Annotated in this window: 20 protein-coding genes and 2 pseudogenes; 17 read left to right on the forward strand and 5 right to left on the reverse strand. The window is 69.3% G+C overall.

Annotation, left to right across the window (positions count from 1 at the left end; genetic code table 11):
• The first annotated feature begins 45 nt into the window (after nucleotides 1-45).
• Together C8250_RS41500 and C8250_RS41505 are read left to right on the forward strand one after the other, a co-directional pair.
• On the forward strand, nucleotides 46-1083 hold the full coding sequence (locus C8250_RS41500; RefSeq protein WP_138355312.1) for a membrane dipeptidase: 1038 nt from the start codon (nucleotides 46-48) through the stop codon (nucleotides 1081-1083).
• 101 nt (nucleotides 1084-1184) lie between these two features.
• A complete protein-coding gene (locus C8250_RS41505; protein ID WP_138355358.1) occupies nucleotides 1185-2108 on the forward strand; it encodes a M20/M25/M40 family metallo-hydrolase in 924 nt (307 codons plus the stop codon).
• On the opposite strand, the gene C8250_RS41510 is transcribed toward C8250_RS41505, so the two are convergent.
• The gene (locus C8250_RS41510) at nucleotides 1996-2316 is read right to left on the reverse strand and encodes a serine hydrolase domain-containing protein (RefSeq protein WP_138355313.1); all 321 of its coding nucleotides are present in this window, start codon (nucleotides 2314-2316) and stop codon (nucleotides 1996-1998) included. The genes C8250_RS41505 and C8250_RS41510 overlap by 113 nt on opposite strands.
• Nucleotides 2317-2670: 354 nt before the next feature.
• Here C8250_RS41510 and C8250_RS41515 point away from each other — a divergent pair, with 354 nt between their 5' ends.
• Entirely contained in the window at nucleotides 2671-3144 is a 474-nt protein-coding gene (locus C8250_RS41515; RefSeq protein WP_138355314.1) for a hypothetical protein, read from the forward strand.
• Between the two features lie 30 nt (nucleotides 3145-3174).
• Here C8250_RS41515 and C8250_RS44995 read toward each other — a convergent pair.
• The 3 genes and pseudogenes from C8250_RS44995 to C8250_RS41525 form a co-directional block, all read right to left on the reverse strand.
• Nucleotides 3175-3252, reverse strand: a pseudogene (locus tag C8250_RS44995) (helix-turn-helix domain-containing protein); the annotation flags it as partial.
• Between the two features lie 623 nt (nucleotides 3253-3875).
• Nucleotides 3876-5161, reverse strand: a pseudogene (locus C8250_RS41520) (MFS transporter).
• Nucleotides 5158-5697 carry a winged helix-turn-helix domain-containing protein gene (locus tag C8250_RS41525; protein ID WP_138355315.1) on the reverse strand — a complete coding sequence of 180 codons (540 nt, stop codon included), beginning with the start codon at nucleotides 5695-5697 and terminating at the stop codon, nucleotides 5158-5160. Before C8250_RS41525 ends, C8250_RS41520 begins: the two are co-directional and overlap by 4 nt.
• 488 nt (nucleotides 5698-6185) lie before the next feature.
• Here C8250_RS41525 and C8250_RS41530 point away from each other — a divergent pair, with 488 nt between their 5' ends.
• The 5 genes from C8250_RS41530 (at nucleotide 6186) to C8250_RS41550 (ending at nucleotide 9036) form a co-directional block, all read left to right on the forward strand.
• Complete coding sequence (locus tag C8250_RS41530; RefSeq protein WP_187145199.1) at nucleotides 6186-6542, forward strand: hypothetical protein; 357 nt, start codon at nucleotides 6186-6188, stop codon at nucleotides 6540-6542.
• A 118-nt stretch (nucleotides 6543-6660) separates the two neighbouring features.
• The gene (locus tag C8250_RS41535; protein WP_269287117.1) at nucleotides 6661-7347 is read left to right on the forward strand and encodes a VOC family protein; all 687 of its coding nucleotides are present in this window, start codon (nucleotides 6661-6663) and stop codon (nucleotides 7345-7347) included.
• 84 nt (nucleotides 7348-7431) lie between these two features.
• Entirely contained in the window at nucleotides 7432-8019 is a 588-nt protein-coding gene (locus tag C8250_RS41540; protein WP_138355316.1) for a DUF3558 family protein, read from the forward strand.
• Between the two features lies 1 nt (nucleotide 8020).
• Nucleotides 8021-8398, forward strand: a complete 378-nt coding sequence (locus C8250_RS41545; protein ID WP_187145200.1) for a hypothetical protein — start codon at nucleotides 8021-8023, stop codon at nucleotides 8396-8398.
• A 140-nt stretch (nucleotides 8399-8538) separates the two neighbouring features.
• Nucleotides 8539-9036, forward strand: a complete 498-nt coding sequence (locus C8250_RS41550) for a GNAT family N-acetyltransferase (RefSeq protein WP_138355317.1) — start codon at nucleotides 8539-8541, stop codon at nucleotides 9034-9036.
• Nucleotides 9037-9669: 633 nt separating this feature from the next.
• Here C8250_RS41550 and C8250_RS41555 read toward each other — a convergent pair.
• The gene (locus C8250_RS41555) at nucleotides 9670-10680 is read right to left on the reverse strand and encodes a hydroxyacid dehydrogenase (protein ID WP_138355318.1); all 1011 of its coding nucleotides are present in this window, start codon (nucleotides 10678-10680) and stop codon (nucleotides 9670-9672) included.
• Nucleotides 10681-11160: 480 nt separating this feature from the next.
• Between C8250_RS41555 and C8250_RS41560 the strand changes: the two genes are divergently transcribed.
• From C8250_RS41560 to C8250_RS41600, 9 genes are all read left to right on the forward strand, one after another.
• Complete coding sequence (locus C8250_RS41560; protein WP_138355319.1) at nucleotides 11161-12489, forward strand: sugar ABC transporter substrate-binding protein; 1329 nt, start codon at nucleotides 11161-11163, stop codon at nucleotides 12487-12489.
• The gene (locus C8250_RS41565) at nucleotides 12486-13457 is read left to right on the forward strand and encodes a sugar ABC transporter permease (protein ID WP_138355320.1); all 972 of its coding nucleotides are present in this window, start codon (nucleotides 12486-12488) and stop codon (nucleotides 13455-13457) included. Before C8250_RS41560 ends, C8250_RS41565 begins: the two co-directional genes overlap by 4 nt.
• Nucleotides 13454-14320 carry a carbohydrate ABC transporter permease gene (locus C8250_RS41570; protein ID WP_138355321.1) on the forward strand — a complete coding sequence of 289 codons (867 nt, stop codon included), beginning with the start codon at nucleotides 13454-13456 and terminating at the stop codon, nucleotides 14318-14320. Before C8250_RS41565 ends, C8250_RS41570 begins: the two co-directional genes overlap by 4 nt.
• A gap of 269 nt (nucleotides 14321-14589) precedes the next feature.
• Nucleotides 14590-15966, forward strand: a complete 1377-nt coding sequence (locus C8250_RS41575) for an alpha-L-fucosidase (protein ID WP_138355322.1) — start codon at nucleotides 14590-14592, stop codon at nucleotides 15964-15966.
• Between the two features lie 47 nt (nucleotides 15967-16013).
• Complete coding sequence (locus C8250_RS41580) at nucleotides 16014-17447, forward strand: polysaccharide lyase 6 family protein (RefSeq protein WP_138355323.1); 1434 nt, start codon at nucleotides 16014-16016, stop codon at nucleotides 17445-17447.
• 32 nt (nucleotides 17448-17479) lie between these two features.
• Nucleotides 17480-18907, forward strand: a complete 1428-nt coding sequence (locus C8250_RS41585; protein WP_138355324.1) for a polysaccharide lyase 6 family protein — start codon at nucleotides 17480-17482, stop codon at nucleotides 18905-18907.
• Between the two features lie 142 nt (nucleotides 18908-19049).
• Entirely contained in the window at nucleotides 19050-19889 is an 840-nt protein-coding gene (locus C8250_RS41590; protein WP_138355325.1) for a TIM barrel protein, read from the forward strand.
• Between the two features lie 66 nt (nucleotides 19890-19955).
• The gene (locus C8250_RS41595) at nucleotides 19956-20603 is read left to right on the forward strand and encodes an SGNH/GDSL hydrolase family protein (protein WP_138355326.1); all 648 of its coding nucleotides are present in this window, start codon (nucleotides 19956-19958) and stop codon (nucleotides 20601-20603) included.
• A 235-nt stretch (nucleotides 20604-20838) separates the two neighbouring features.
• Nucleotides 20839-21372: a MarR family transcriptional regulator gene (locus tag C8250_RS41600; protein ID WP_138355327.1), complete on the forward strand. Its 534-nt coding sequence runs from the start codon at nucleotides 20839-20841 to the stop codon at nucleotides 21370-21372.
• Nucleotides 21373-21394: the final 22 nt, after the last annotated feature.

A 21394-nucleotide genomic window follows, 5' to 3' on the forward strand; every position in this document is an offset into this window, starting at 1 on the left:
CGGCCGCCATAACGTCAGGGACAACTCTCACTGGAAGGCTCCGACGTGACCGCTGATTTGCACCACCGCGCCATCGTCGCCGATACCCACAACGATCTGCTGATGGCGGTGTCGGCGCGGCCCCCGTTCCGCTGGGCTGACTTTTTCCGTGAACGCTGGCTGCCGCAGCTCCAGGCCGGAGGCGTGGACATCCAAGTGCTGCCCGTCTTCATCGACGACGCCTACCGGCCGGAGGGCGCGCTGCGCCGCACCCTGCGGATGATCGAGACCGCGCATGTGCTGGCCGAGGGGAACCCGGATACCGTGGCCCTGTGCGAGGACGGCGACCAGATCGACGCCGCTCTCGCCGCGTCGAAGATCGCACTCGTGCTCGCCCTGGAGAGCGCGCCGGGCGTCGACGCCGATGTCGAGCTGTTCCACACCCTTCACCGCCTCGGCGTGCGTGTCGCTTCCATCGCGCACTGGAACCGCACCCCGCTCGCCGACGGCAGCGGAGAGGACGCCACCGGCTCCCGGCTCACGGCCGCCGGAGTCCGGGCCCTGGCGGAGATGGAACGACTCGGCATGCTCTTCGACGTCTCCCACCTCGGCGCCGCCGGGGTGGCCCACGTCCTCGAACTGGCCACCCGCCCGCTCCTGGCCACCCACTCCTCGGCCCGCGCACTCAGCGACCACCACCGCAATCTGACCGATGAGCAGCTCCGAGGAGTCGCCGCCACGGGCGGCGTCGTCTGCGTCAACTTCTTCCCCGGCTTTCTCGCCGAAGCCGAGGAGGACCGCACCCTGGAGAAGCTGGTGGACCACATCGAGCATGTGGCGTCCGTCGCGGGCATCGACCACGTCGGCATCGGGCCCGACTTCGTACGCGAGGTCCTTCTCGACGTCACCCCGCCCTGTTGCGAGGATCTGAATCTCGACGACATGGACCCGCTCGTCACCCTGCCGGGGCTCGACGGCCCGGCGGGCCTGCCCCTCGTGACGGCGGAACTCTTCCGGCGCGGCCACCCCGAGGCCGACATCGGCAAGATCCTCGGCGGGAATGTCCACCGGCTCTTCCGCGCGGAACTGGGGCGCGCCCGATGACGCCCGCCGCCGTCCCGGTATCCGCCTCCGGCCCGCAGGCCGCCGCCGTCCCGGTGCCCGTCACCGGTCCGGAGTCGGCGGGCACCATGAATCTCGACGCCATGCTCGCCGACCTCGAAGAGCTCGTGCTCTGCGAGTCGTTCTCGGCGGATCATCAGGCCGTCGCAGCCAGCGCCGCGACCGTCGCCGCCCAGGGCACCCACCACCTCGGAGCCGCGCCCGAGATCCTCGTCATCGGGGGAGTCACCCATCTGCGCTGGACGTTCGGTGAGCCCCGGGTGCTGCTCGTAGGGCACCACGACACCGTGTGGCCCATGGGCTCGCTGGCCACCCACCCCTGGTCGGTCGTGAACGGAATCGCCCGCGGACCCGGGGTCTTCGACATGAAGACCGGACTCGTGCAGATGTTCCACGCGCTCAGGTCGCTGCCCACGCTTGACGGCATCCGTGTCCTGATCACCGGCGACGAGGAACTGGGCTCGCCCACCTCCCGCGAACTGGTCGAGGAGTCCGCCAAGGGGTGCGTCGCCGCGTTCGTCCTGGAAGCCTCCGCCGACGGCGGGGCACTGAAGACCGCGCGCAAGGGGGTGTCCGAGTACGAGATCGAGGTACGGGGCCGGGCCGCGCACTCCGGACTCGAACCGGAGAAGGGCGTGAACGCGGCCATCGAGGCCGCCCACCAGGTCCTGGCGATCAGCAGGCTCGGCGACCTGGTCAACGAAGAACTGTCCGTCTCCCACGGTCCGGACGCCACCACCGTCACACCGACCCTCCTGCGGGCGGGAACGGCCGTCAACACCGTGCCGCCGCGGGCCTCCATCTCCGTCGACGTGCGGGTACCGGACGCTGCGGCCCAGCGCCGGGTGGACGAACTGATCCGCTGCCTCCCCGTGCACACCCCCGGTGCCCGTCTCAGCGTCTCCGGCGGCCCCAACCGGGCACCTCTGGAAGCGACTTCGTCGGCCGGGCTCTTCGCCCGGGCACCAGGCCCGCATCGGCCAGTTGCATCAGCAGGACGGCGGTGAACACCTTCGTCGTGGAACCGATCTGGAACAGCGTGTCCGGGGTGACGGCTCGGCCCGTCGCAATGTTCTCGACGCCGACGGAGCATTCGGCGACCTCGTCGCCGATGGCGACGGCGACCTGCGCTCCGACGATTCCCAGTTCGGCCGCTGCTTCACCGGCCAGGTGTGTGATGGCGGCTCTGTCGATGGCCGCAGTTTCGCTGGTCATGGGCGAGGTCTCCCCTGTGTACGCGACTCGGAATGCACCTCAGCCTAGGTAGTACACGAAGTGACGGCCCAGTGCCGCGGCACCAAATCGGCCGCTTCGGTTGGGGCGTCCGGACGAAGCCGGTGGCGACTGGGACGCCCCGACGGCCGGGGCGACCGCGACCGTGAATCGACTCCCTCGAAGCTGTGGTCCGCGTGGTTCCGGAGCGGCCCAGGAGGCGGCAGGCCTCAATCAGTGCTGGGTCGGACGAGCTTGACAGGCGGTCTGTCGATGGCATCACCGGTTTCGCGCCGTGGGTGACGGGGTGCAGGAGCGTGCCTGACATGTCGGAGGGTGCCAGTAGCCTCAGGAACCATGGGGATTCAGATAGATGTAGTGGTGGGATACCCGGTCAACGATGAGGTGGAGAGGGTGCTCGGGCTGGCTGAGGCGGTTGGCGAGCCTGTCACTGTCACGTTCATGTGGGAGGGGCGTGACGAGGCGGAGCGCGCTGTGCTGGTGCCCGCGGCCACGCTGGCGCTCTGGGAGCATTGGGCTCCCACTGCCTACCCGACGAGTGACGCCAGGGACGAGAACCGGGCCGATGCGGAAGAGCCGGAGCTGGCTCACCCAGCGGAATTCGGCGCGTTCACGCTCTTTCGACGTCGCGCAGGAGAGCGCACGGCGGTCGCTCGTGGGGGAGTGGTGGTCGCCGAGCTCCTGGTCCCCGACGAGGCGCACTGGCTCGAAGAGCAGGCCCGCAATGTCCGCCAAGGCTTCATGGATCCGAAGCAGAAGGCGGCGTTCGAGGAGTTCCTCGCCCGACAGCCACCCCTCGATGAGCAGTGACGCGCCGACTTGTGCTTCAGCCGCGGCATGCGCGCGCCGCCAGGTCACCACCGCGCCAGTGCCTCCGCGGACCATCCGCAGTAGCCGCCAGCCCTCGGCGTCATCTATCCCGCGAGCGCGAACTCGTCATGCCACGCACGTGGTTTGGCGGCCCGATGCCGCTCGAGCTGCAGGTTCAGGAGGAGTTGTCGGAGTCAGCGGCGAGGGTCTTGCCCGCGACTCCTGACCGGGTGACGCCGTCGACTGCGTCAACCCACCGAATTCGGCGCGAGCCGGCGCGCCTGACCACCGGCCGCGGCTGCGGGCACGCGGCGCGGGCCAGTGGCGGCGGCTTCGGTTCGTGGTGTGGTCGTCCGGCTGGGCGGACCGCTGGAGGAGGAAGCGCAGGGATTCCTGGGAGGGGGAGTCCGGTGGGGCCGTGTAGGCGACAAGTTGCTGGTCGGGCTGTGTGTCGACCTTCGGGACCCACCTGGCCAAGGCCGACTGAACAGGCCATCCTGAGTACCGCAGCGCACGCGCCGGCGCGATCTGCCACGGCGGCCGGCGCCAGATCCACCAGGCGCACCGGGAGGACCAGCTCGCCGCCCTCGGTCTGGTCCTCAACACCGGCGTCCTGCACTCGCCCGCTGGGCCACTCGTTGCATCCGGTAGAGGCCAGGCACCCGACGCTCCGGGCCGAGGCGAGGAACGCCGAGCTGGGCTGAGCGCTGGCGCAACGACCTCACGGAGCCCTAAAGGGCACTCTCCTGAACGGGATCCCGCGTTTCCGGGTGAGCTGGATCGTCGGCCGCGGCGGCGGCGCGCAGCGCCGCCTCGACGTGGCGGTTGCTGGTCATGGTCGACGTGACGGCGGTCATGGTGAGGAGGAGGCCGGCGGCGGTGTAGAGCGGGGTGCGTATGTCGTAGGTGCTGGCCAGCCAGCCGCCGAGGAAGGCCCCGATGGGGGCGGCGCACATGGCGAGCATGCGGGATGTGGAGGCGACCCGGCCCATCAGGTGGGCGGGGACGATCGCCTGTCGGAGGGAGGGGGCGAGGACCATCGTGGCGCCCATGCCGGCCCCGCAGACGGCGAGTGCCAACCCGGCCACGTACGGGTTCGGGGCGGCGGCCAGGCCCAGGATGGCAAGTCCCTCGACGGCGGCCGTGCAGGTCAGCGCGGTGCCGGTGCCGAGTCGTCGGCCGAGGAAGGAGGCGATGCCCGCGCCGAGCAGGCCGCCGGCGGCCTCCGCGGTGAGGAGCAGGCCGAAGCCGTAGGTGTCGATGCCGAGGCGGTCGTGGGCGAACAGGGCGAGTACGGTCTCCACGGCGAGGAAGGCGATGTTCCCGACCGCCGGACGCAGGGCGAGTCCGAGCAGCAACTGATCCCGGAATACGTACGAGGCGCCGGCCCGCGCCTGCCGCAGCAGTGACTCGCGGGCCTGCGGTACGGGCCGGGGTGCGGCAGGCAGCGACCGTACGAGCAGTGCGGACAGCGCGAACGACACCGCGTCGGCGAGCAGCGGAACCGCTCGCCCGAGCGCGAGCAGCGCACTGCCCGCAGGCGGTCCCGCGAAGCCGGACGCGGCGGTCTGGGCGCCGCGCAGGCGGGAGTTGGCGCGCTCCAGGAGCGCGGGGTCACGGCCGAGCAGATCCGGCAGATAGGCCGTGGCGGCGTGTCGAAGAAGAGCCCGCCGAGGCCGAGCAGGAAGGCGACGGCCGCGAGCAGTGGAATGCTCAGCGCGTCGAGCGCGGCCGCTGCCGCCGGTATCGCGAGCAGCACCGCACGCGCCGCGTCCGTGACCCACATCGTGCGCCGACGGTCCCAGCGGTCCACCAGGGCGCCGCCGAGCACCCCGAAGAGCAGCCACGGCAGCGTTCCGGTGGCCGTGACGACGGCGAGCGCCATCGGATCCCGCGTCAACGTCAACGCGAGCAGCGGCAGCGCGGCGTGCGACACCCCGTCACCGAGCGAGGAGACCGTCTGCGCGGTCCACAGCCGTCCGAACCCGGTCGGCAACTTGCGGATATCTGAGGTCACTTGGCGTCCCCTTCGGCCTGCTCACGCGTTGTCGGGTGGAACAGTGCGAAGACGAGTGACGCGTCCGGCAGCGACGGATCGGACAGCTCCCGGTACTCGTCCGCCAGTGCCTGCATCCGCGCCCCCAACCGCGCGAACTGCTCGTCGGTGAGCCGCAGATGCGCCATCCGTACGTGCCGCTCGCCATCCGCCGGCGCTGCCTCCAGGTCCGCCACCGCATGCCGCATCAGCACATCCGGCCCTCCTTCGCCCGGGTCCGGCAGCACGATCGACCGCGCGGCCATGGCGTAGTACCGCTCGGTGACCCCCCGGACCTTCCGCGTTCGTACCACCGTCACCAGGCCGGCCCGCTCCAGCAGCCGTACGTGGTAGCTGGAACTCCCCTTCGCAATGCCCACTCGCTCGGCGATCTGCGTAATCGTCGCGGGCTCGAAGCGGAGCACGGCCATGATCCGGTGACGCGTGAGATTGGAAACGGCGCGTAGCTGCTCGTCGGTGGTGACGTGGAACGTCTCGGGGAGATCGTCTGTAGGCATGGCCCCAATGGTCAACACTTCTTGACCATTGGTCAAGGGGTTTTGTTCGGGCTTCCGGAATCGGTTCTCCAGCCCGTGAGGCCTTCGTAGTCGCCACCAGCGATGCTCGTTCGTTCTGTGGTACCTGGGGCGCCCCAAGCGCGGATATGAAGACCACCCCTGGCGGGCGGCTTCGATCGAAGGGACCTCAGGCGGCCGTCACTGTTGGGGGTCGCCATGCGGCAAGGGCATCAGGGGGAACGTCCCGTCATATTCAGCTGAACGTGACGCTCCGGTCGGTGGCATCCGGTGCGACGAAGGCGAGAAGTGACTCGGCGCCTCGTCCAACACCGCCGCGGTGTCTGCCGCGACAGCGGCCGGAACGATCGTTGCAGCGCGCCACGTTGCTGTGCTCTGACGCCGGGTCAACCCGAGTTGGGGAGGGCGGAGAGCAGGGCCGCGGCGGCTCTGTCGAAAGGGGTGGTGCTGCCCGCTGCGCGACACAGGATGTGGGCGCCTTCGAGAGTGACGATCAGGAGAGTGGCCAGATCGGCGGCCGGGGATGGGCTCATTCCGGCCTGAGTGAGTTTTCCGGCGAGCTCGCCGGTCCAGCCGGTGAACCCTTCGGCCGCGACGGTGCGCAGGCTGCTTCGGTCAGCGATGGCCGCACCGCCGTCGATGGTGACCGCCGCGACTGCGCAGCCGGTTTCTACGAGTTCGACAGCGCGGAGAACGCCCTGACCTTCGCTCAGGGCCCCTTCGCCGAAGAGGCCCGCCGGGCCGGAGCCCCGGCAACGACGCGACTGTTCGACGGTGACATCGTCAAGGACGCCAGCATCGACCTGAACTCGCCCTACTACGACTGACACCGCAGGTCGCCACCGCTTCGGCGCTGGACGCCGGCTCGCCCCACTGCGGGGCGAGGCGGCCTCAACGGAAAGTCATCTCGATGAACGTCACGCGGCACCCCGAGAACAGCGTGAGCTGGATCGACCTCGGCACCCCGACACGGAGACGACGACGGCGTTCTACACCGCGCTGTTCGGTTGGACCGTCGCCCCACCGGACTCCAACGGCTACAGGCTCTGCACGCTGCGCGGACATCTCGTCGCCGCCCTTGGGCCGGCCGAGGACGCCGGCGCACCCTACTGGACGATCAACGTCACCGTGTCGGACATCCAGGCCACCGCCACTCGCTTCACGAACCTGGGCGCCCAGATCATCGTGGCACCCACCGAAGTCGGGACACTCGGCTACTACGCCGTCGCTCTCGACCCCGTCGGCGCACCACTGTCACTTTGGCAGCCCGGCACCCATGACGGCATGCAACTGACCGGCGAACCGGGCGCTTTCGCCGGCATCAGCCTTCTCACCGACCACTCCGCGCAGGCCGCCGCCTTCTACCGACCAGCCCTGAACTGGAACTACAACCCCGGCCACACAGAGTTCCGGCTGCCGGACCACTCCATCGCCGCGACCAGCCCGCCGCCAGGGACTCCAACGGCACAGCGATCACTCTGGCCGGTCAGTTTCGCCAGTGACAGGCCCGACACCGACGCCAAGCAGGCCCTGCAACTCGGTGCGACCGCAGTTCGCCAGGACTCCAACGGAGACGTGGTCCTGCGCGATCCCACCGGCGCTCTGTTCGGCCTCACTCAGCACACCCGATAGTGCCACTCCGACCGAACGCGTTGCCCCAGGCGACTTCATGAGTCACCGCACGAGGTCCGGCCTTCGTATGTCACGCTCGTCCCCATGCAGAAACGACATGTCGCCGCGGCGACGCTGATGGTGATCGTATGGACGGGGGCCGCTGCGTGCGGTGGGAGCGACTCGTCATCTTCGTCTTCCCCAGGGAAATCGACCGGTTCAACAGGCGCCAAGAAGCCCGCCGGAGGAGAGCCGTCGATCCCCAAGGGGCCGCGCACGACACTCAAGGGGATGGACGTCTGCAAAGCGCTGAGGGCCGAGTCGCTGACCGCGATCGGCGTTCAGCCCTCCGACGCCAAGGAGGGCAGCGAATCCGGCAGAAGCTCGGACTCCGGCTGTGACTGGCACAGCGGCGGGACGGAGGTGCAGATCAACGGCATCGTCGACATGTCGGTGGACTTGTCCGTGGACGAGTACGGAATCCAGAAGAAGATCGACGTCCTGGGCTTCCCAGGGGTCGCGGCCACTGCGATCGGCAACTCCTGTGACGACTCCATGCAGGTCAACGCCGACGAACTCGAGGTCAATGTCCGGAACGAAGACAGCAGCAATCCGGCGCTTCGCGTTAGCAAGGCGTGCGACGTGGCGAGGGACTTCACCCGACAGGTGCTGACGGGAGTCACCAAGAAGTGAGGTGGCGGCGCTGCCTGCCGTGCGCGCCTGCTCGCCAGAACTGCCCGAGCACCCGGACTTCACCCGCATCCTTGCCGTGTTCAACGAGGAGACCGGAACGCTGCGGGCCAGGGACGTCGCCCAGGCCCTCGGCCACGAACTCCCGCCCACGAACGTCGTGGGCATCCGGGCCAAGCCGAAGCGCCTGGTCGAACTCGACGTCCTCACCGACGCCGACACGGGCAGCTTCGCCAGGAAGCCAGAGCGCAGCCGCGCCTGTGCCGGATGGATGCCAGGGGTGGGCCGGGCTGCCGCAGGCCGCGGGCCGCGGGCCGGGCACGCCACCGCGGGTGATCTCAGTGATGCCGGGAAGCGAGCACCTAGTGCCGTGACCGGATAGGTTCACCGAGGCCTCGTGTTCTGCGAGTTCGTGAGCCACCGCTGCTCCCCGGTTTCTGCTGGTCACCGGGGTGGACGACCTCGTTTGGATGGTTGTCATCGACTTGCCGCCCATCCCGCCCTGCAGGCAGGGTGTGGATCATGCTTGAACTACGTAGTCTGACATCAGACGACTGGCCCCTTTGGCGGGAGTTGCGACTGGCCGCGCTTACTGAGGCGCCCTACGCGTTCGGATCGACGCTGGCTCAGTGGCAGGGCTCCGGCGACCGAGAGGCACGCTGGCGTGCCCGTCTGTCGATTCCTGGAGCGCTCGATCTCGTCGCGCTCCTCGACGGCCTTCCGGTGGGCATCGCCAGCGGAGTACCGGGCGAGGGAACAGATAATGTGGAGTTGATCTCGATGTGGGTCGCCCCCACGGCTCGGGGCAAGGGCGTGGGTGACTACCTGATCCAGGCGGTCGAGCGGTGGGGAGCGGAGCGCGGCGTCACGACGCTGCGGTTGTCCGTCATGCCGGACAACCGCAAGGCGACCGCACTCTATGAGCGGCACGGTTTCACGGACACGGGTGAGCCCGGCGATCTTCTGCCCGATGGCATTGGCAGGGAGCGGGTCATGGCGAAGAGCCTGGCCGCTGTCTGATCTCCATATCCGGGCACGGCGGGATCCCTCACTGGGTCAGGCTGCGGCGGCGAGGGGGCGTCCGCCCCAGCGGATGCCCTTCTCGCTGCGGATGCGGATGCGGGGTGCTGCGTGAACCACGCGGCCACAGCGCTAGCCGAGTTCGAGCTGGTTGGTTGGCATCCGGAGCTCATGCAACCCCACGTCTGCCCAGAACTGCTCCGGCGGCCCGCACATCCGTTACACCTCACTACCGCTACACCTGCGGACAGAACCCGGTGAGTTCGGATCCATCTGCCCACCCGGTGCGCAGATGACCAGGGAAGTGCGGGCGGGCGCACCGAAGCCGCCCTTCCTTCCGCTCGGGCTCATGGTCGACTCCTTCGCTCACGGCGGCGGTCCGGTCCGACGCGTCCGCGGAGCGGATTCGGGGCCGGGAGGTGCTGGCCGACCTCGCAGTTTCGCAGCCCTCGCTAACGTCTCACTCACGTTTCGCTTACGTGATGCCCGTGGCTGTGAGCGGGTGGAATCGGGTGCCGATCAGGCTTGCCCGGACCCGGGCACGCGGTACAGCATGACCTTGCGTGACGTCGCCGATCGAAGGTTCCCGAGGAAGGGAACCGTGTCGGCAGTGGTCGGCAGCGGCCGGCGGTGTCAGGCCAGCGAGGCGGCGTGGGCGGGGTCGATGGCGTGCTGGAGCGGCCGGTTCTGTGTGAAGCGGCGGAGTTCGCCGAGCACGAGCTGTCCGAGGCGGTGGCGTTCGGCGCCCATGGCGCCGCCCAGGTGCGGTGTCAGGACGACGTTGGGAAGGGTGAACAGTGGTGAGTCATGAGCCGGGGGCTCGGGGTGCGTTACGTCGAGTACGGCGGTGAGGTCGGGCCTGGCGTGCAGGACCTGCGCGGCGGCCGTCTCGTCGATCAGCGCGCCCCGCGCGGTGTTGATCAGTGTCGTGCCCGGCCCCATGGAGTTGAGCAGCCGTGCCCCGATCGAGCCGCGGGTCTGGGGCAGCAGCGGTGCGTGGAGGCTGACGACGTGACTGGTGGCGAAGAGTTCCTCGATGGAGATCAGCCGGACTCCCGCGCGCTGGGCGGTGTCCTGGGAGGCGACGGGATCCGTGGCGAGGACCTCGACTTCGAAGCGGGCGAGGTGGGCGGCGACGAGCCGGCCGATGTGCCCGAGTCCCAACAGGCCGACCCGTGACCGGTACGCGCCCGGGACGTCGGGATCGGTGGGGAAGCGGCGGCTCTGCGCCATCTCCCGCTCGATGCGGTGGGCCTGTTTCAGTCCGAGCAGGACATGGGCGAGGGTGAACTCCGCCACCGGAACGGCATTGGCCGCGGCGGCCGCGACGATCGGGATGTCGCGCTCCCAGAAGGCGGGTGTGGTCAGGTGCCGGACGGACCCCGCCGCGACGAGAACGGCCCGCAGCCGAGGGGCCCGTGACAGGAGGGCGCCGTCGAGAAGGGGTGCACCCCAGCCTGTGAGCAGAATGTCGACGGTCCGCAGCACGTCGGGGTCCGCGTCGAGCTCCTGCCGGGTGAGGGGCGGTCCCTGCCAGTGCACGAGCCGGCCGATCTCGGCCAGTACTGCGGGCGGGTAGACGTCGGCCCGGCGTTCTTCCTCCATGACCAACAGGGCTGTCGGTGCGGTGGCCGGTGCGTTCATGTCGGGTTGTCTCCTCGGCCTGTCCGGTGGTGGACCGGCAGCCGGACGGTCGGCGGTCCCTGCTCGGATGTGATGGAAAGCGTCTGGCTTTATGTCGTGGATTGGTGGGGGCTGTTCGTTGTCCGGCCCGTAGCTCGCAGGAACCATACATCGGATCACTGAAATGTCATCGCCGTGACCCTGGATGTCGATCTTCCTTGGTCGAGTGGCGGCCGTGGGGAACGAGGCGCCCCTTGGGGTGAACAACCGTTCCCGTCGATGCCCAACTTGTATGGCCAAGAACCCATTTATAGGAGTCGGGTCGTCCCTCCCATCCGTCGCGCCGGCTGGAGGAGGTGCGGAAGTGTGCCAGATGAGCGCTCCTTCGGTCAGTCGAAACCCTTTGTATTCATCGGACTATTGACCGTTGATTCGGACCCGGTTACCGTCCCAGCAAGCGCTTTCTAGACCGCGGTGATGCGGGCGAAACCGGGAGTTGTCATGCAGAGATCGCGATGGATCGGCGCGGGGGCCCTCGCCTCGGTTCTGATCCTCACCAGCTGTACCTCCGGGGCTGCGGGAGTGGATGCCAAGCAGAACCCCAAGGCACCTCTCGAGCTCTGGACCAGGACGACCCCGGGCGGACCGGGGGAGAAGGGCGCACTGCAGCTCGCCGCCGCCTTCGAGAAGGCCACGGGCTACCAGGTCAAGGTCACGGCCATCTTCGACGACTTCGAGACCAAACTGCAGCAGCGGGCCGCCCAGAAGAAGCTCCCCGACATCGTCATGAACGACGTGACGCAGCTCGGAACCATGCACAGCCAAGGTCTGCTCCGAGAGATCGACCTGGGCAAGATCAAGGACAGCAAGCAGATCATCGAACAGGGCCTGAAGTCCGGGCAGAGCCTGGACGGCAAGCAGTACGGACTGCCGTTCTCCGCGCAGGCGTCCGCGCTGCTGATCCGCAAGGACTGGCGCGAGAAGCTGAAGCTCGACGTCCCGCGCAACTGGGACGACTTCGCCGCGATGGCCACGGCCTTCACCACTCAGGACCCCGACGGGGACGGCAAGAACAACACCGCCGGGCTCGCCGCCCCGCTGTCCACCAAGCGCGGTTACGCCTCCTGGTACTTCTCGAACTTCCTGTGGGCCGCGGGCGGCGACTTCATCACCGAGGCCGGCAAGGGCACGTACAAGCCGGCGATGACCACCGCGGCGTCGGTGCAGGCCATGCAGTGGTTCCGCGACCTGGGGTGCAAGGCCAAGGCCATCCAGCCCGGCGCGGTGACCATGGACACCCCGCCGACGAACGAGACGTTCGAGTCGGGTCGAGCCGGCATGTTCGTCGTCGGCCCGTACCTGCTGCCGCGCTTCGACAAGTCCCTGGGCAAGGACAAGTACGAGGTCGTGCCGATGCCCAAGGGACCCAAGGACGCCACCGTCCTCGCCGAGGGCGGCTCCGTCTACCTGATGGCCGGCTCGGACAACCAGGCCGGCCAGGACGCCTTCGCCGGCTTCGCGGTGTCCGTCGAAGGCCAGAAGAAGGGGATGGAGGGCGCCACCGGCTACACCGTGCAACTTCCCGTCAACACCGCCGTGGACATCTCCCAGATCCGTCCCGACCCGCGCTGGAAGACCTACGCCCAGGCGTACCAGGACTCCGGGCGGTACGCGCCCTCCATACCGAACTGGACGCCGGTGCGGCAGGTGACGGCGGACGCGGTGAACGCGCTGATGGCGGACTGCGGCCTCGACATCAACGCCAAGTTGGGTGAGCTCGACAAGCAGCTCGCCGATATCCTCAAGGAGCAGGGGATCGCCGCGTCATGAGCCTCGACCAGGCGGAACCGGCCGCCCGTGCGGCAGCCGGCTCCGCCCCCCGCGAACCGGCCCTCCGGGGCGGCGGGACCGCCGGTCGTCGGGGGCGCAGCCGCAGATCGGGCCGGTGGTGGACGCCCTGGCTCTTCCTCGCCCCGGCGCTGCTGCTCTTCCTGTACTTCAAGTTCATTCCCATGGCCAGCGCGCTGACCATGTCCTTCCAGGATGTGCAGCCCTACCTGGGAAACCGGTGGGTCGGCACCGAGAACTACGCCACGGTGCTGCAGTCGCACGGATTCCGTGAGGCCGCGTGGCACACGGTCGTGCTCGCCGTCGGCGAGACCGTCGGCGCGATGTCACTCGGCTTCGCCCTGGCCCTGCTGATGGAGGGGCAGAGCCGGCGACTGGGATTCGTGCGCTCCGCGGCGTTCCTTCCGGTGGTGGTGCCGCTCGCGGTCGTCGCCGAACTGTGGCGGATCATGTACCACCCGACCGGGGACGGCATGCTCAACTCCGTTCTGGGCCTGGTGGGAGCCGGTCCGTCGGGGTTCATCAACGACCCCGACACGTCGATGGCCTCCATCATGCTCACCGGCATCTGGCGGGGTGCCCCCTACGACATGATGATTTTCCTCGCCGGACTGACGAGCGTGGACCGCGGCCTGTACGAGGCGGCGAAGGTCGACGGGGCCTCCCGGTGGCAGCGGGTGTGGTACGTGACGGTGCCCGGACTGCGGTCGGTGTTCTCGATTCTGTTCATCCTCGCCGCGATCCGCGGACTGCGCGTGTTCACCGAGGTGTTCCTGCTCACCAACGGGGGGCCCAACGGCTCCACCGAGGTCGTCATGACCCTCATCTACAAGCTCGGGCTCGAGCAGAACCGGCTCGGCGTCGGCGCGGCGGGAGCGGTCCTGCTGTTCGTCGCGACGCTGATCCTGACCATCATCGTCCAACTGCTGCGGCGGAGGGAGAGCAAGTGAGTGCGCCGACCGAGACCGCGCTGGGCCTGACCGAGAGCCGCAGCGTCGGCGGACGGATCCTGAAGGCCGTCATCTACCTGCTGGTCCTGACGGTGTTCGCGGGCCCGCTGCTGGCCCTGCTCGTCGGCGCCTTCGGCCACATCAAGGACCCGACGCAGCTGAGCGTCGTGCCCAAGGGCTTCACGTTGGACAACTTCCGGATCGCCTTCGACCAGGGGGTGCTCAAGTACCTGCTGAACTCGTTCTTCGTCGTCGGCTTCGGGCTGCTGCTCCAGGTCGTTGTCTCCGTGCTGGCCGGATACGCGCTGGCCCGGAAGGTGTTTCCCGGAATGACGCTGGCGCTCGTCGCCATCCTGGCGACGCTGATGCTGCCCGAGGAGATCCTGGCCCTCCCGCTGTCTGTCATTCTCTCCGACCTGCCGGTCGTCCACTTCAACCTCATCGGCACCCTCGCCGGCATGATCGTCCCGCTGGGCGCCTGGGGATTCTCCATCCTGGTGATGACCGAGTTCATGAAGGACGTGCCACGCGAACTGGAAGAGGCCGCCCGCATCGACGGCGCCGGAGACCTGCGGATCTTCGCCCAGATCATTCTGCCGATGTGCAAGCCCGCCCTCGGCGTCATCGGAGTCTTCGGCTTCACCATGATCTGGGACCAGTACCTGCTGCCCCTGCTCGTCTCCACGGACTCCTCCTCGTACACGCTGCCGCTGGCGCTGCGGACCCTGCGGATCGACCCGGCCGTGACGCCCGGAGTGGTGATGGCCGCCTCGTTGCTGGCCCTGCTGCCCTCGGTGATCGTCTTCCTGTTCTTCCAGCGGTCCTTCGTCAGCGGTCTGTCCTCCGGGGCGCTCAAGGGCTGACCCGCGAACCGACCACCGACCCACGAACTGACCGCTGACTCGCGGACCGACCCGCGGCCCCGGTGACTTCGTAGCCCGCGCAGCCCGCGCGGCCCGTTCCGGCCCGTTCCGGCCCGCGGCCTGCGCCGGCCCCGCAGCCCGCACCGGCCCCCGGGGCCTGCCACCCTGACGTGCCTGCGCGTCGGCCCGGTTCCCGCCCCCGTTCCCTACGACCAGCCCTGACGCGCACCGAAAAGCCGCCGGACGCCGATGAGAAAGAGCGATTCCCCATGACTCCGAGCACCGACACCCCGCCGGCGCACCCGTCCGCGACCCCGGATCCCGTAGGAGGCCCGGAGACGAACTGGTTCACCACCGCCCGGTTCGGCATGTTCGTCCATTGGGGTCTGTACTCCCTCGCCGCACGGCACGAGTGGGTCAAAAACCGTGAGCGACTGACCGACGAGCAGTACCAGGTGTACTTCGACCACTTCGACCCGGACCGCTACGACCCCGCCCAGTGGGCCAGAGCGGCCAAGGCGGCGGGCATGCGGTACGTCGTGCTCACCACCAAGCACCACGACGGCTTCTGCCTGTGGGACAGCGCCCTGACCGAGTACAAGGTCACCAACACCCCGCACGGCCGTGACCTCGTGGGGCCGTTCGTCGAGGCGTGCCGCGCCGAGGGGCTCAAGGTCGGCCTCTACTACTCGCTGATCGACTGGCACCATCCGTCCTTCCCCGTGGACGGCACCCATCCGCAGCGCGACGACGAGGCGTTCAAGGCATCCCACGCCGAGCGGGACATCCGCGACTACCAGCGCTATCTGCACGGCCAGGTCCGCGAGTTGCTGACCTCGTTCGGACGCGTCGACTACCTGTTCTTCGACTTCTCGTATGCCGGGCGCACCTGGTGGGGCGGCAAGGGACCCGACGACTGGGACTCCCCGCAGCTCCTGCGGACCATTCGCGAACTGCAGCCGCACGTCCTCGTCAACGACCGGACCGGCCTTCCCGGGGACTTCGTCACCCCCGAGCAGTACCAGCCGTCCGGTCCCATGACCGACAACGGGCGACCCGTGCTGTGGGAAGCCTGCCAGACGCTCAACGGCAGCTGGGGCTACGACCGGGACAACCTGGACCACAAGAGCCCCGACCTGCTGATCCGCATGCTCGTCGACGGCGTGTCCAAGGGCGGCAACCTGCTGCTCAACGTGGGACCCACCGGCCGCGGCGCTCTCGACCCGCGCGACACCGCGGTCCTGGAGGAGATCGGCCGGTGGACGCAACTGCACGAACGGGCGATCCGCGGCTGCGGACCCTCCTCGTACACCGCCCCCGCCGAATGCCGGTACACCCAGCGCGGCGACCGGCTCTACGTCCACCTGTTCGCCTGGCCGCTGCGTCACCTGCACCTGCCGGGCCTGGCCGGCCGGGTGCGCTACGCCCAACTGCTCAACGACGCGTCCGAGATCATCCCGGTGCACATCGACCCGGACCGGCCCGCGGTCAACACCGAGATGGGCGGACAGCCGGCCGGAACGCTCACGCTCCAGCTCCCGGTCCGGCGCCCCGATACCCCCGTACCTGTCATCGAACTGTTCCTGGACACCCAGGAAACCCAGGACGCCGGGGACACCACCCGGGACACCCTGGCCGCCGGCTGAGCGCCAGCCGGCACACCGTCCGTCCACCACACCCTCACGGAGGCACCATGCAACGCCGCACGTTCCTCATGGGCACCGCGGCAGGGGCGGCGCTGGCCGTCGCCCCCGTCGGCGGACCGCTGAGCGCCAGCGCCAGCTCAGCCCCGGCGGCCGTCCGCACGCTGGACGAGCTGCAGGCCGCGATCGACCGGGCACGACCCGGTGACCGGATCATCGTGGCCGACGGGACCTACACCGTCCCACCGGACCGCCCGCTCACCGTTCGGAACAAGCAGGGCACCCGGCGCGCGCCCGTCACCATCGCCGCCCGGACGCGCGGCGGCGTCATCCTGGAAGGCGAGCACAGCTTCCTCCTCGAAGCGTCCAGCCACATCACCCTCAGCGGCTTCTCCTTCCGGCAGAAGAACACCCTGGACCTCCCCCCGGACTGCTCGCACATCCGGCTCACCCGCAACGACTTCCAACTGGCCGACATCGAGGGCGTGCACTGGGTGATGGTGCGCGCGGACGACAGCAGCGTCGACCACAACCACTTCCACGGCAAGAGCACCCTCGGCATCTACCTCGGCATCGAGGGCGCGAACACGGAGGAGATGGCCCAGCGCGTCCACGTGTACCGCAACTACTTCTCCGACCACACCTTCCCCGGCTCCAACGGCGGCGAACCGATCCGGCTCGGCGTCAGCCCCCGAGCCCTGTCCAGCGCCCACGCGGTCGTGGAGTACAACCTGTTCGAGCGCGCCAACGGCGATCCCGAGGCGATCTCGGTGAAGAGCTCGGACAACACCATCCGGTACAACACCATCCGCGACAGTCTCGGCGGGATCGTCCTGCGGCACGGCAACCGCAACCGGGTGGAAGCCAACCACCTCGTCGACGGCACGGAGGGCGTGCGGATCTATGGCAACGACCATGTGATCGTCAACAACTACCTCGCCGGCCTGTCCGGGCGGGCCCTGGTGATCGGCAGCGGTTCGGAGCGCGATCACCTCCCCGGTGAGACGCCCGAGGCGCGCCGCGGCAACGACGCCCCCGACCGGATCCTCATCGCGTACAACACCCTGCTGAACAACAACGGCACGCTCTCCGGGGAGAGTCAGCGTCCGCACGAGCCGCGGGACGTCACCGTCGCGGACAACCTGTTCGTCGCGGACACCGGCCAACTGGTCGCGATGGCGAACACCGTGCGCTTCACCTGGTCGGGCAATCTCCTGTGGGGTGCCGCCGCCGACGGCAACATCCCCGCCGGTGGCGGCATCCGGGTCGACCCCAGGCTGGTGACGGACCCGCACGGCATCGCCCGGCCGGCCGCCGGCAGCCCGGCGATCGACGCGGGCACGCTGCGGTGGCCGCGCATCACCCACGACATCGACGGACAGCCCCGCGGCAGGGCCCGGGATGTGGGCGCGGACGAATACTCCCGCCGGGCGCCGAGGCGCGGACCCCTGACCCCGGCCGATGTCGGCCCTCAGGCCGGCTGAGCGCACCCGCCCACTTCGACGCAGGAGGCACCATGCAACGACGCACGTTCCTCAAAGGCACCGCCGTGACCGCACTTGGCGCCGCAGCCCTGACCGCCACGCTGTCGGGCAGCGCATCGGCGGCCGACATCCCGGTCGCTTCCCTGGCAGCACTCCAGAACGCGATCAACGGCGCCGCCCCTGGTGACCGGATCATCGTCGCCGACGGCACCTACACGGTTCCAACGGGCAGCGCGATCACCATCTCCGGCAAGAACGGCACCGGCGCCGCGCCCATCACCATCGTGTCCGAGACCCGCGGTGGCGCGGTGCTGCGGGGCGCACGCGGCTTCGTGCTCAGCAATTCCAGCAACATCACCATCAGCGGCTTCGCCTTCCGGCAGAGCACCACGCTCGAGATCCCGGCGGACTGCTCGGCGATCCGGCTGACCCGCAACGACTTCCAGTTCGCGGACACCGGCGATCCGTACTGGGTCGTCGTGCGGGCGGACGACTCGAAGATCGACCGGAACCATTTCCACAACAAGACCACCGCGGGCATCTTCCTCGTCGTCGACGGTCCCGGCTCGACCGCCATGGCCCAGAACCTGCACATCTTCCGCAACCATTTCTCCGACCACACCTTCACCGGGGACAACGGCGGCGAGCCGATCCGCCTCGGCGTCAGCGGCCGGGCCCTGTCGGCGGCCGGCGCCTACGTGGAGTACAACCTGTTCGAGCGCTGCAACGGCGACCCCGAGGCCATCTCGGTGAAGTCCTCGGACAACACCGTGCGGTACAACACCATCCGCGACAGCCGCGGCGGCATCGTGCTGCGGCACGGCAATCGCTCCAGGGTGGAGGGCAACCACCTGATCGGCGGCATCGACGGGGTGCGCGTCTACGGCAACGACCACGTGATCGTCAACAACTACCTCAGCGGGCTGTCCGGCCGGGCCCTGGTGGTCGGCAGCGGCACCACCCGTGACCACACCCCGGGGGAGACGCAGGAGCAGCGGCGGGGCAACGACGCCTGCGACCGCGCGGTGATCGCGCACAACTCCCTGATCAACAACGCCGGCACGCTGTCGGGCGAGACGCGGACGTACGAGCCGCAGGACGTGACCATCGCCGACAACCTGCTGGTCGGCGACTCGGGCAGCCTCGTCGCCATGGGAGCCACCTCCGGCTTCACCTGGCAGAGCAACTTGCTGTGGGGGGCGGCCGCCAACGGCAACATCCCCTCCGGGGGCTTCACCCGGGCCGACCCGCGGCTCGGTCGGGGCACGGACGGTGTTCTGCGGCTGACGGCCGGCAGTCCGGCGATCGGCGCGGCCACGCTGGGCGGCACCGTCGTGGCCGACGACATCGACGGGGATCAGCGCGGGAGCGTACGGGACATCGGTGCCGACGAGTACGCGACGGCGCCCGTACTGCGGCACCCGCTGACCGCTGCGGACGTGGGCCCGAACGCCGCCTGAGCGAGACCCGGTGACGGGGCACCGCACGCCGGTCCGTCCATCCGACCCGGTCCGCCCGACCCCCGGGCGGTGGACCGGGTCGGATGGACCGGCCGGGCAATCGCAGACCATCCGCAGGCCACATCGCGAGCAAGGCAGGGTCATGACCGAGGAGAGCAGACGGACCGCGGTGGAGCGCCCGCCGCTGGGTCGGCCGGGCGGGCTGGACACCGGGCTGACCCGCCTGGGCCTGTGCTCGGTCACCTTCCGCCGGCTGCCCGCTGCCGAGGTCGCGCGACGCGCGGCTAACGCGGGCCTGGAGGTGATCGAGTGGGGAGCGGACGTGCACGCGCCGGCGGGGGAGCCCGGCACGATCCGAGCGGTGCGTGAGGTCTCCGACCGCTACGGGCTGGCCTGTTGTTCCTACGGTTCGTATTTCCGTGCCACCCGCGCGGAGCTGGCGGCGTTTCCCGCTGTGGCCCAGGCCGCCGTGGTGCTCGGGGCGCCGCGGGTACGGGTCTGGGCGGGGGGAACCGGATCGCGGTCCGTCCTGCCGGACGAGCGGTACGAAACCGTGCTCTGCCTGCGGGAGGCGGCCCGGATCGCCGCGGACCACGGCTTGGAGCTCGCGCCGGAGTTCCACGGCGGAACGCTCACCGACACCGTCGCCTCGACCCTGCGGCTGCTGGACGAGGTGGGCGCGGACAACGTCCGCACGTACTGGCAGCCGCCGCAGGACACCCCCGACGAGGAGGCGCTGGCAGGGCTCGTCGAACTCGGCGACCGGGTCACCGCCGTACACGTCTTCTCGTGGTGGCCCGGCCACAACAGGCTTCCACTGGCGGACCGCTGGGACCTGTGGGCTCCAGCGCTCGGCCTGCTCGCGGGCCGGGGTGTCGAGGCGCTCCTGGAGTTCGTCCCCGGCGACGACCCCGCGGTGCTGGCCCGCGAGGCCCAGACCCTCAGGCGCGCCGCAGATCAATCCCCATCCGGTCAGACGTAGTTGACTGTGATCCGACGGGCCACGACAGGCGTCCCGTCCTCCGCCCACAACGCCAGGACGGCAGACATGCACATCAAGGATGACGACACGCTCCTGTTCATCGGGGACTCCATCACCGACGCGGGCCGCGACCGTGCGGATCCCGCATCGCTCGGCCAGGGATACGTCCGCGAGATCGCGCGGACTTTGCGCGAGCGGGCGCACGACGGACCCGGCCCCCGCATCATCAACAGGGGGATCAACGGCCACCGCGTGTATGACCTCGCATCCCGCTGGAGCACTGACGTCATCGACCACCGGCCCACCGTCGTCACGGTCAAGATCGGCATCAACGACACCTGGCGGCGCTACGACCGAAACCTCCCCAGTCCGGTCGACGAGTTCGAGGCGTGCCTCGACCGCCTGCTCGCGGACACCGCGAGCAAGCTGTCCGCACAGCTGGTCGTCATCACTCCGTTCCTGCTCCCGGTCGGGCCGGACCAGGAACGCTGGTTCGAGGACCTGTCGCCGCGTACCGACGCCGTCCTGCGGGCAGCTGTGAACAACGGAGCCCAAGTGGTCCGCGCAGACCTTGTCCTGCCCCGCGCGGCGCAGGATCGGGAGCCGGCGGAGCTGGCCCCGGACGGCGTCCACCCGACCCCTCTGGGGCACCGGCTGATCGCCGACGCCTGGCTCGCCGAGGTCGCTCCCACGACCCCGCACGGGCGGCGGTAGCACCGCCCCAGAAGAGACTGCCCCGAACCCTGCACGCCGGCTGGGGCCCAGGGACGGCGGGGTGATCGTGATTCGGCATCAGGCCGCAGGGTGTCACCGATGAGGGCAGGCGCGGTGATCGCGGGCGGTGACTCGGCGCCCATGAAAGGCACTTCGACGTTCAAATAATTGACGTTGAGGAGCGTGCGTCACGGTGGTAATCTCACGTCGAACATTTCAACGTTGAGGAGTCCTCGTGGAGCGTGACGCCGTCGACCTCATCGTGGAACAGTGGGCTCGCGTCCGCCCCGACCTCGACGCGTCCCCCGTGAACGTTCTCGGCCGCCTGTCACGGGTGACCCGTATCGTCGAGCGCGAGTTCCAAGCGCTCTTCAGCGAATTCGGGCTGCAGATGGGCGAGTTCGACGTCCTCGGGACCCTCCTCCGCGCCGGCCCACCCGGCGGCATGACCGCGGGGGAACTGACCCGCCACTCGATGAAGACGGCCGGTGCCATCACCAACCGGCTCGACCGGCTCGTCGCCAAGGGCTACGTCACACGCGACCTCGACCCCGCCAACCGGCGTACGGTCATCGTCGCCCTCACCCCCGCCGGCCGCGAGCTCATCGACCGTGTCATCGGCGCCCACCTCGACAATTCACGGCGCATCCTCGCCGCGCTCGATCCGCACCGGCAAGGCGACCTCGCCGCTACCCTGCGCACTCTGCTGATCAGCCTTGGTGATCAGGCGAATGACACGAGCGACGTCCGCCTGGCGGGCGAGGCTTGAGTCACTGGCCCCCGAGCAGTCC

The sequence above is a fragment of the Streptomyces sp. So13.3 genome (assembly GCF_005860785.2).
GTDB classification, from domain to species: Bacteria; Actinomycetota; Actinomycetes; order Streptomycetales; family Streptomycetaceae; genus Actinacidiphila; species Actinacidiphila fildesensis.

Bases quoted from the DNA above. Each gene is read 5' to 3' on its own strand.
- C8250_RS41565 (WP_138355320.1), top strand. From the start codon at position 12,486: ATGAGCCTCGACCAGGCGGAACCGGCCGCCCGTGCGGCAGCCGGCTCC.
- C8250_RS41585 (WP_138355324.1), top strand. From the start codon at position 17,480: ATGCAACGACGCACGTTCCTCAAAGGCACCGCCGTGACCGCACTTGGC.
- C8250_RS41560 (WP_138355319.1), top strand. From the start codon at position 11,161: ATGCAGAGATCGCGATGGATCGGCGCGGGGGCCCTCGCCTCGGTTCTG.
- C8250_RS41510 (WP_138355313.1), bottom strand. From the start codon at position 2,316: ATGACCAGCGAAACTGCGGCCATCGACAGAGCCGCCATCACACACCTG.
- C8250_RS41525 (WP_138355315.1), bottom strand. From the start codon at position 5,697: ATGCCTACAGACGATCTCCCCGAGACGTTCCACGTCACCACCGACGAG.
- C8250_RS41515 (WP_138355314.1), top strand. From the start codon at position 2,671: ATGGGGATTCAGATAGATGTAGTGGTGGGATACCCGGTCAACGATGAG.
- C8250_RS41575 (WP_138355322.1), top strand. From the start codon at position 14,590: ATGACTCCGAGCACCGACACCCCGCCGGCGCACCCGTCCGCGACCCCG.
- C8250_RS41505 (WP_138355358.1), top strand. From the start codon at position 1,185: ATGCTCGCCGACCTCGAAGAGCTCGTGCTCTGCGAGTCGTTCTCGGCG.
- C8250_RS41555 (WP_138355318.1), bottom strand. From the start codon at position 10,680: ATGAACGCACCGGCCACCGCACCGACAGCCCTGTTGGTCATGGAGGAA.
- C8250_RS41550 (WP_138355317.1), top strand. From the start codon at position 8,539: ATGCTTGAACTACGTAGTCTGACATCAGACGACTGGCCCCTTTGGCGG.
- C8250_RS41590 (WP_138355325.1), top strand. From the start codon at position 19,050: ATGACCGAGGAGAGCAGACGGACCGCGGTGGAGCGCCCGCCGCTGGGT.
- C8250_RS41595 (WP_138355326.1), top strand. From the start codon at position 19,956: ATGCACATCAAGGATGACGACACGCTCCTGTTCATCGGGGACTCCATC.
- C8250_RS41540 (WP_138355316.1), top strand. From the start codon at position 7,432: ATGCAGAAACGACATGTCGCCGCGGCGACGCTGATGGTGATCGTATGG.
- C8250_RS41580 (WP_138355323.1), top strand. From the start codon at position 16,014: ATGCAACGCCGCACGTTCCTCATGGGCACCGCGGCAGGGGCGGCGCTG.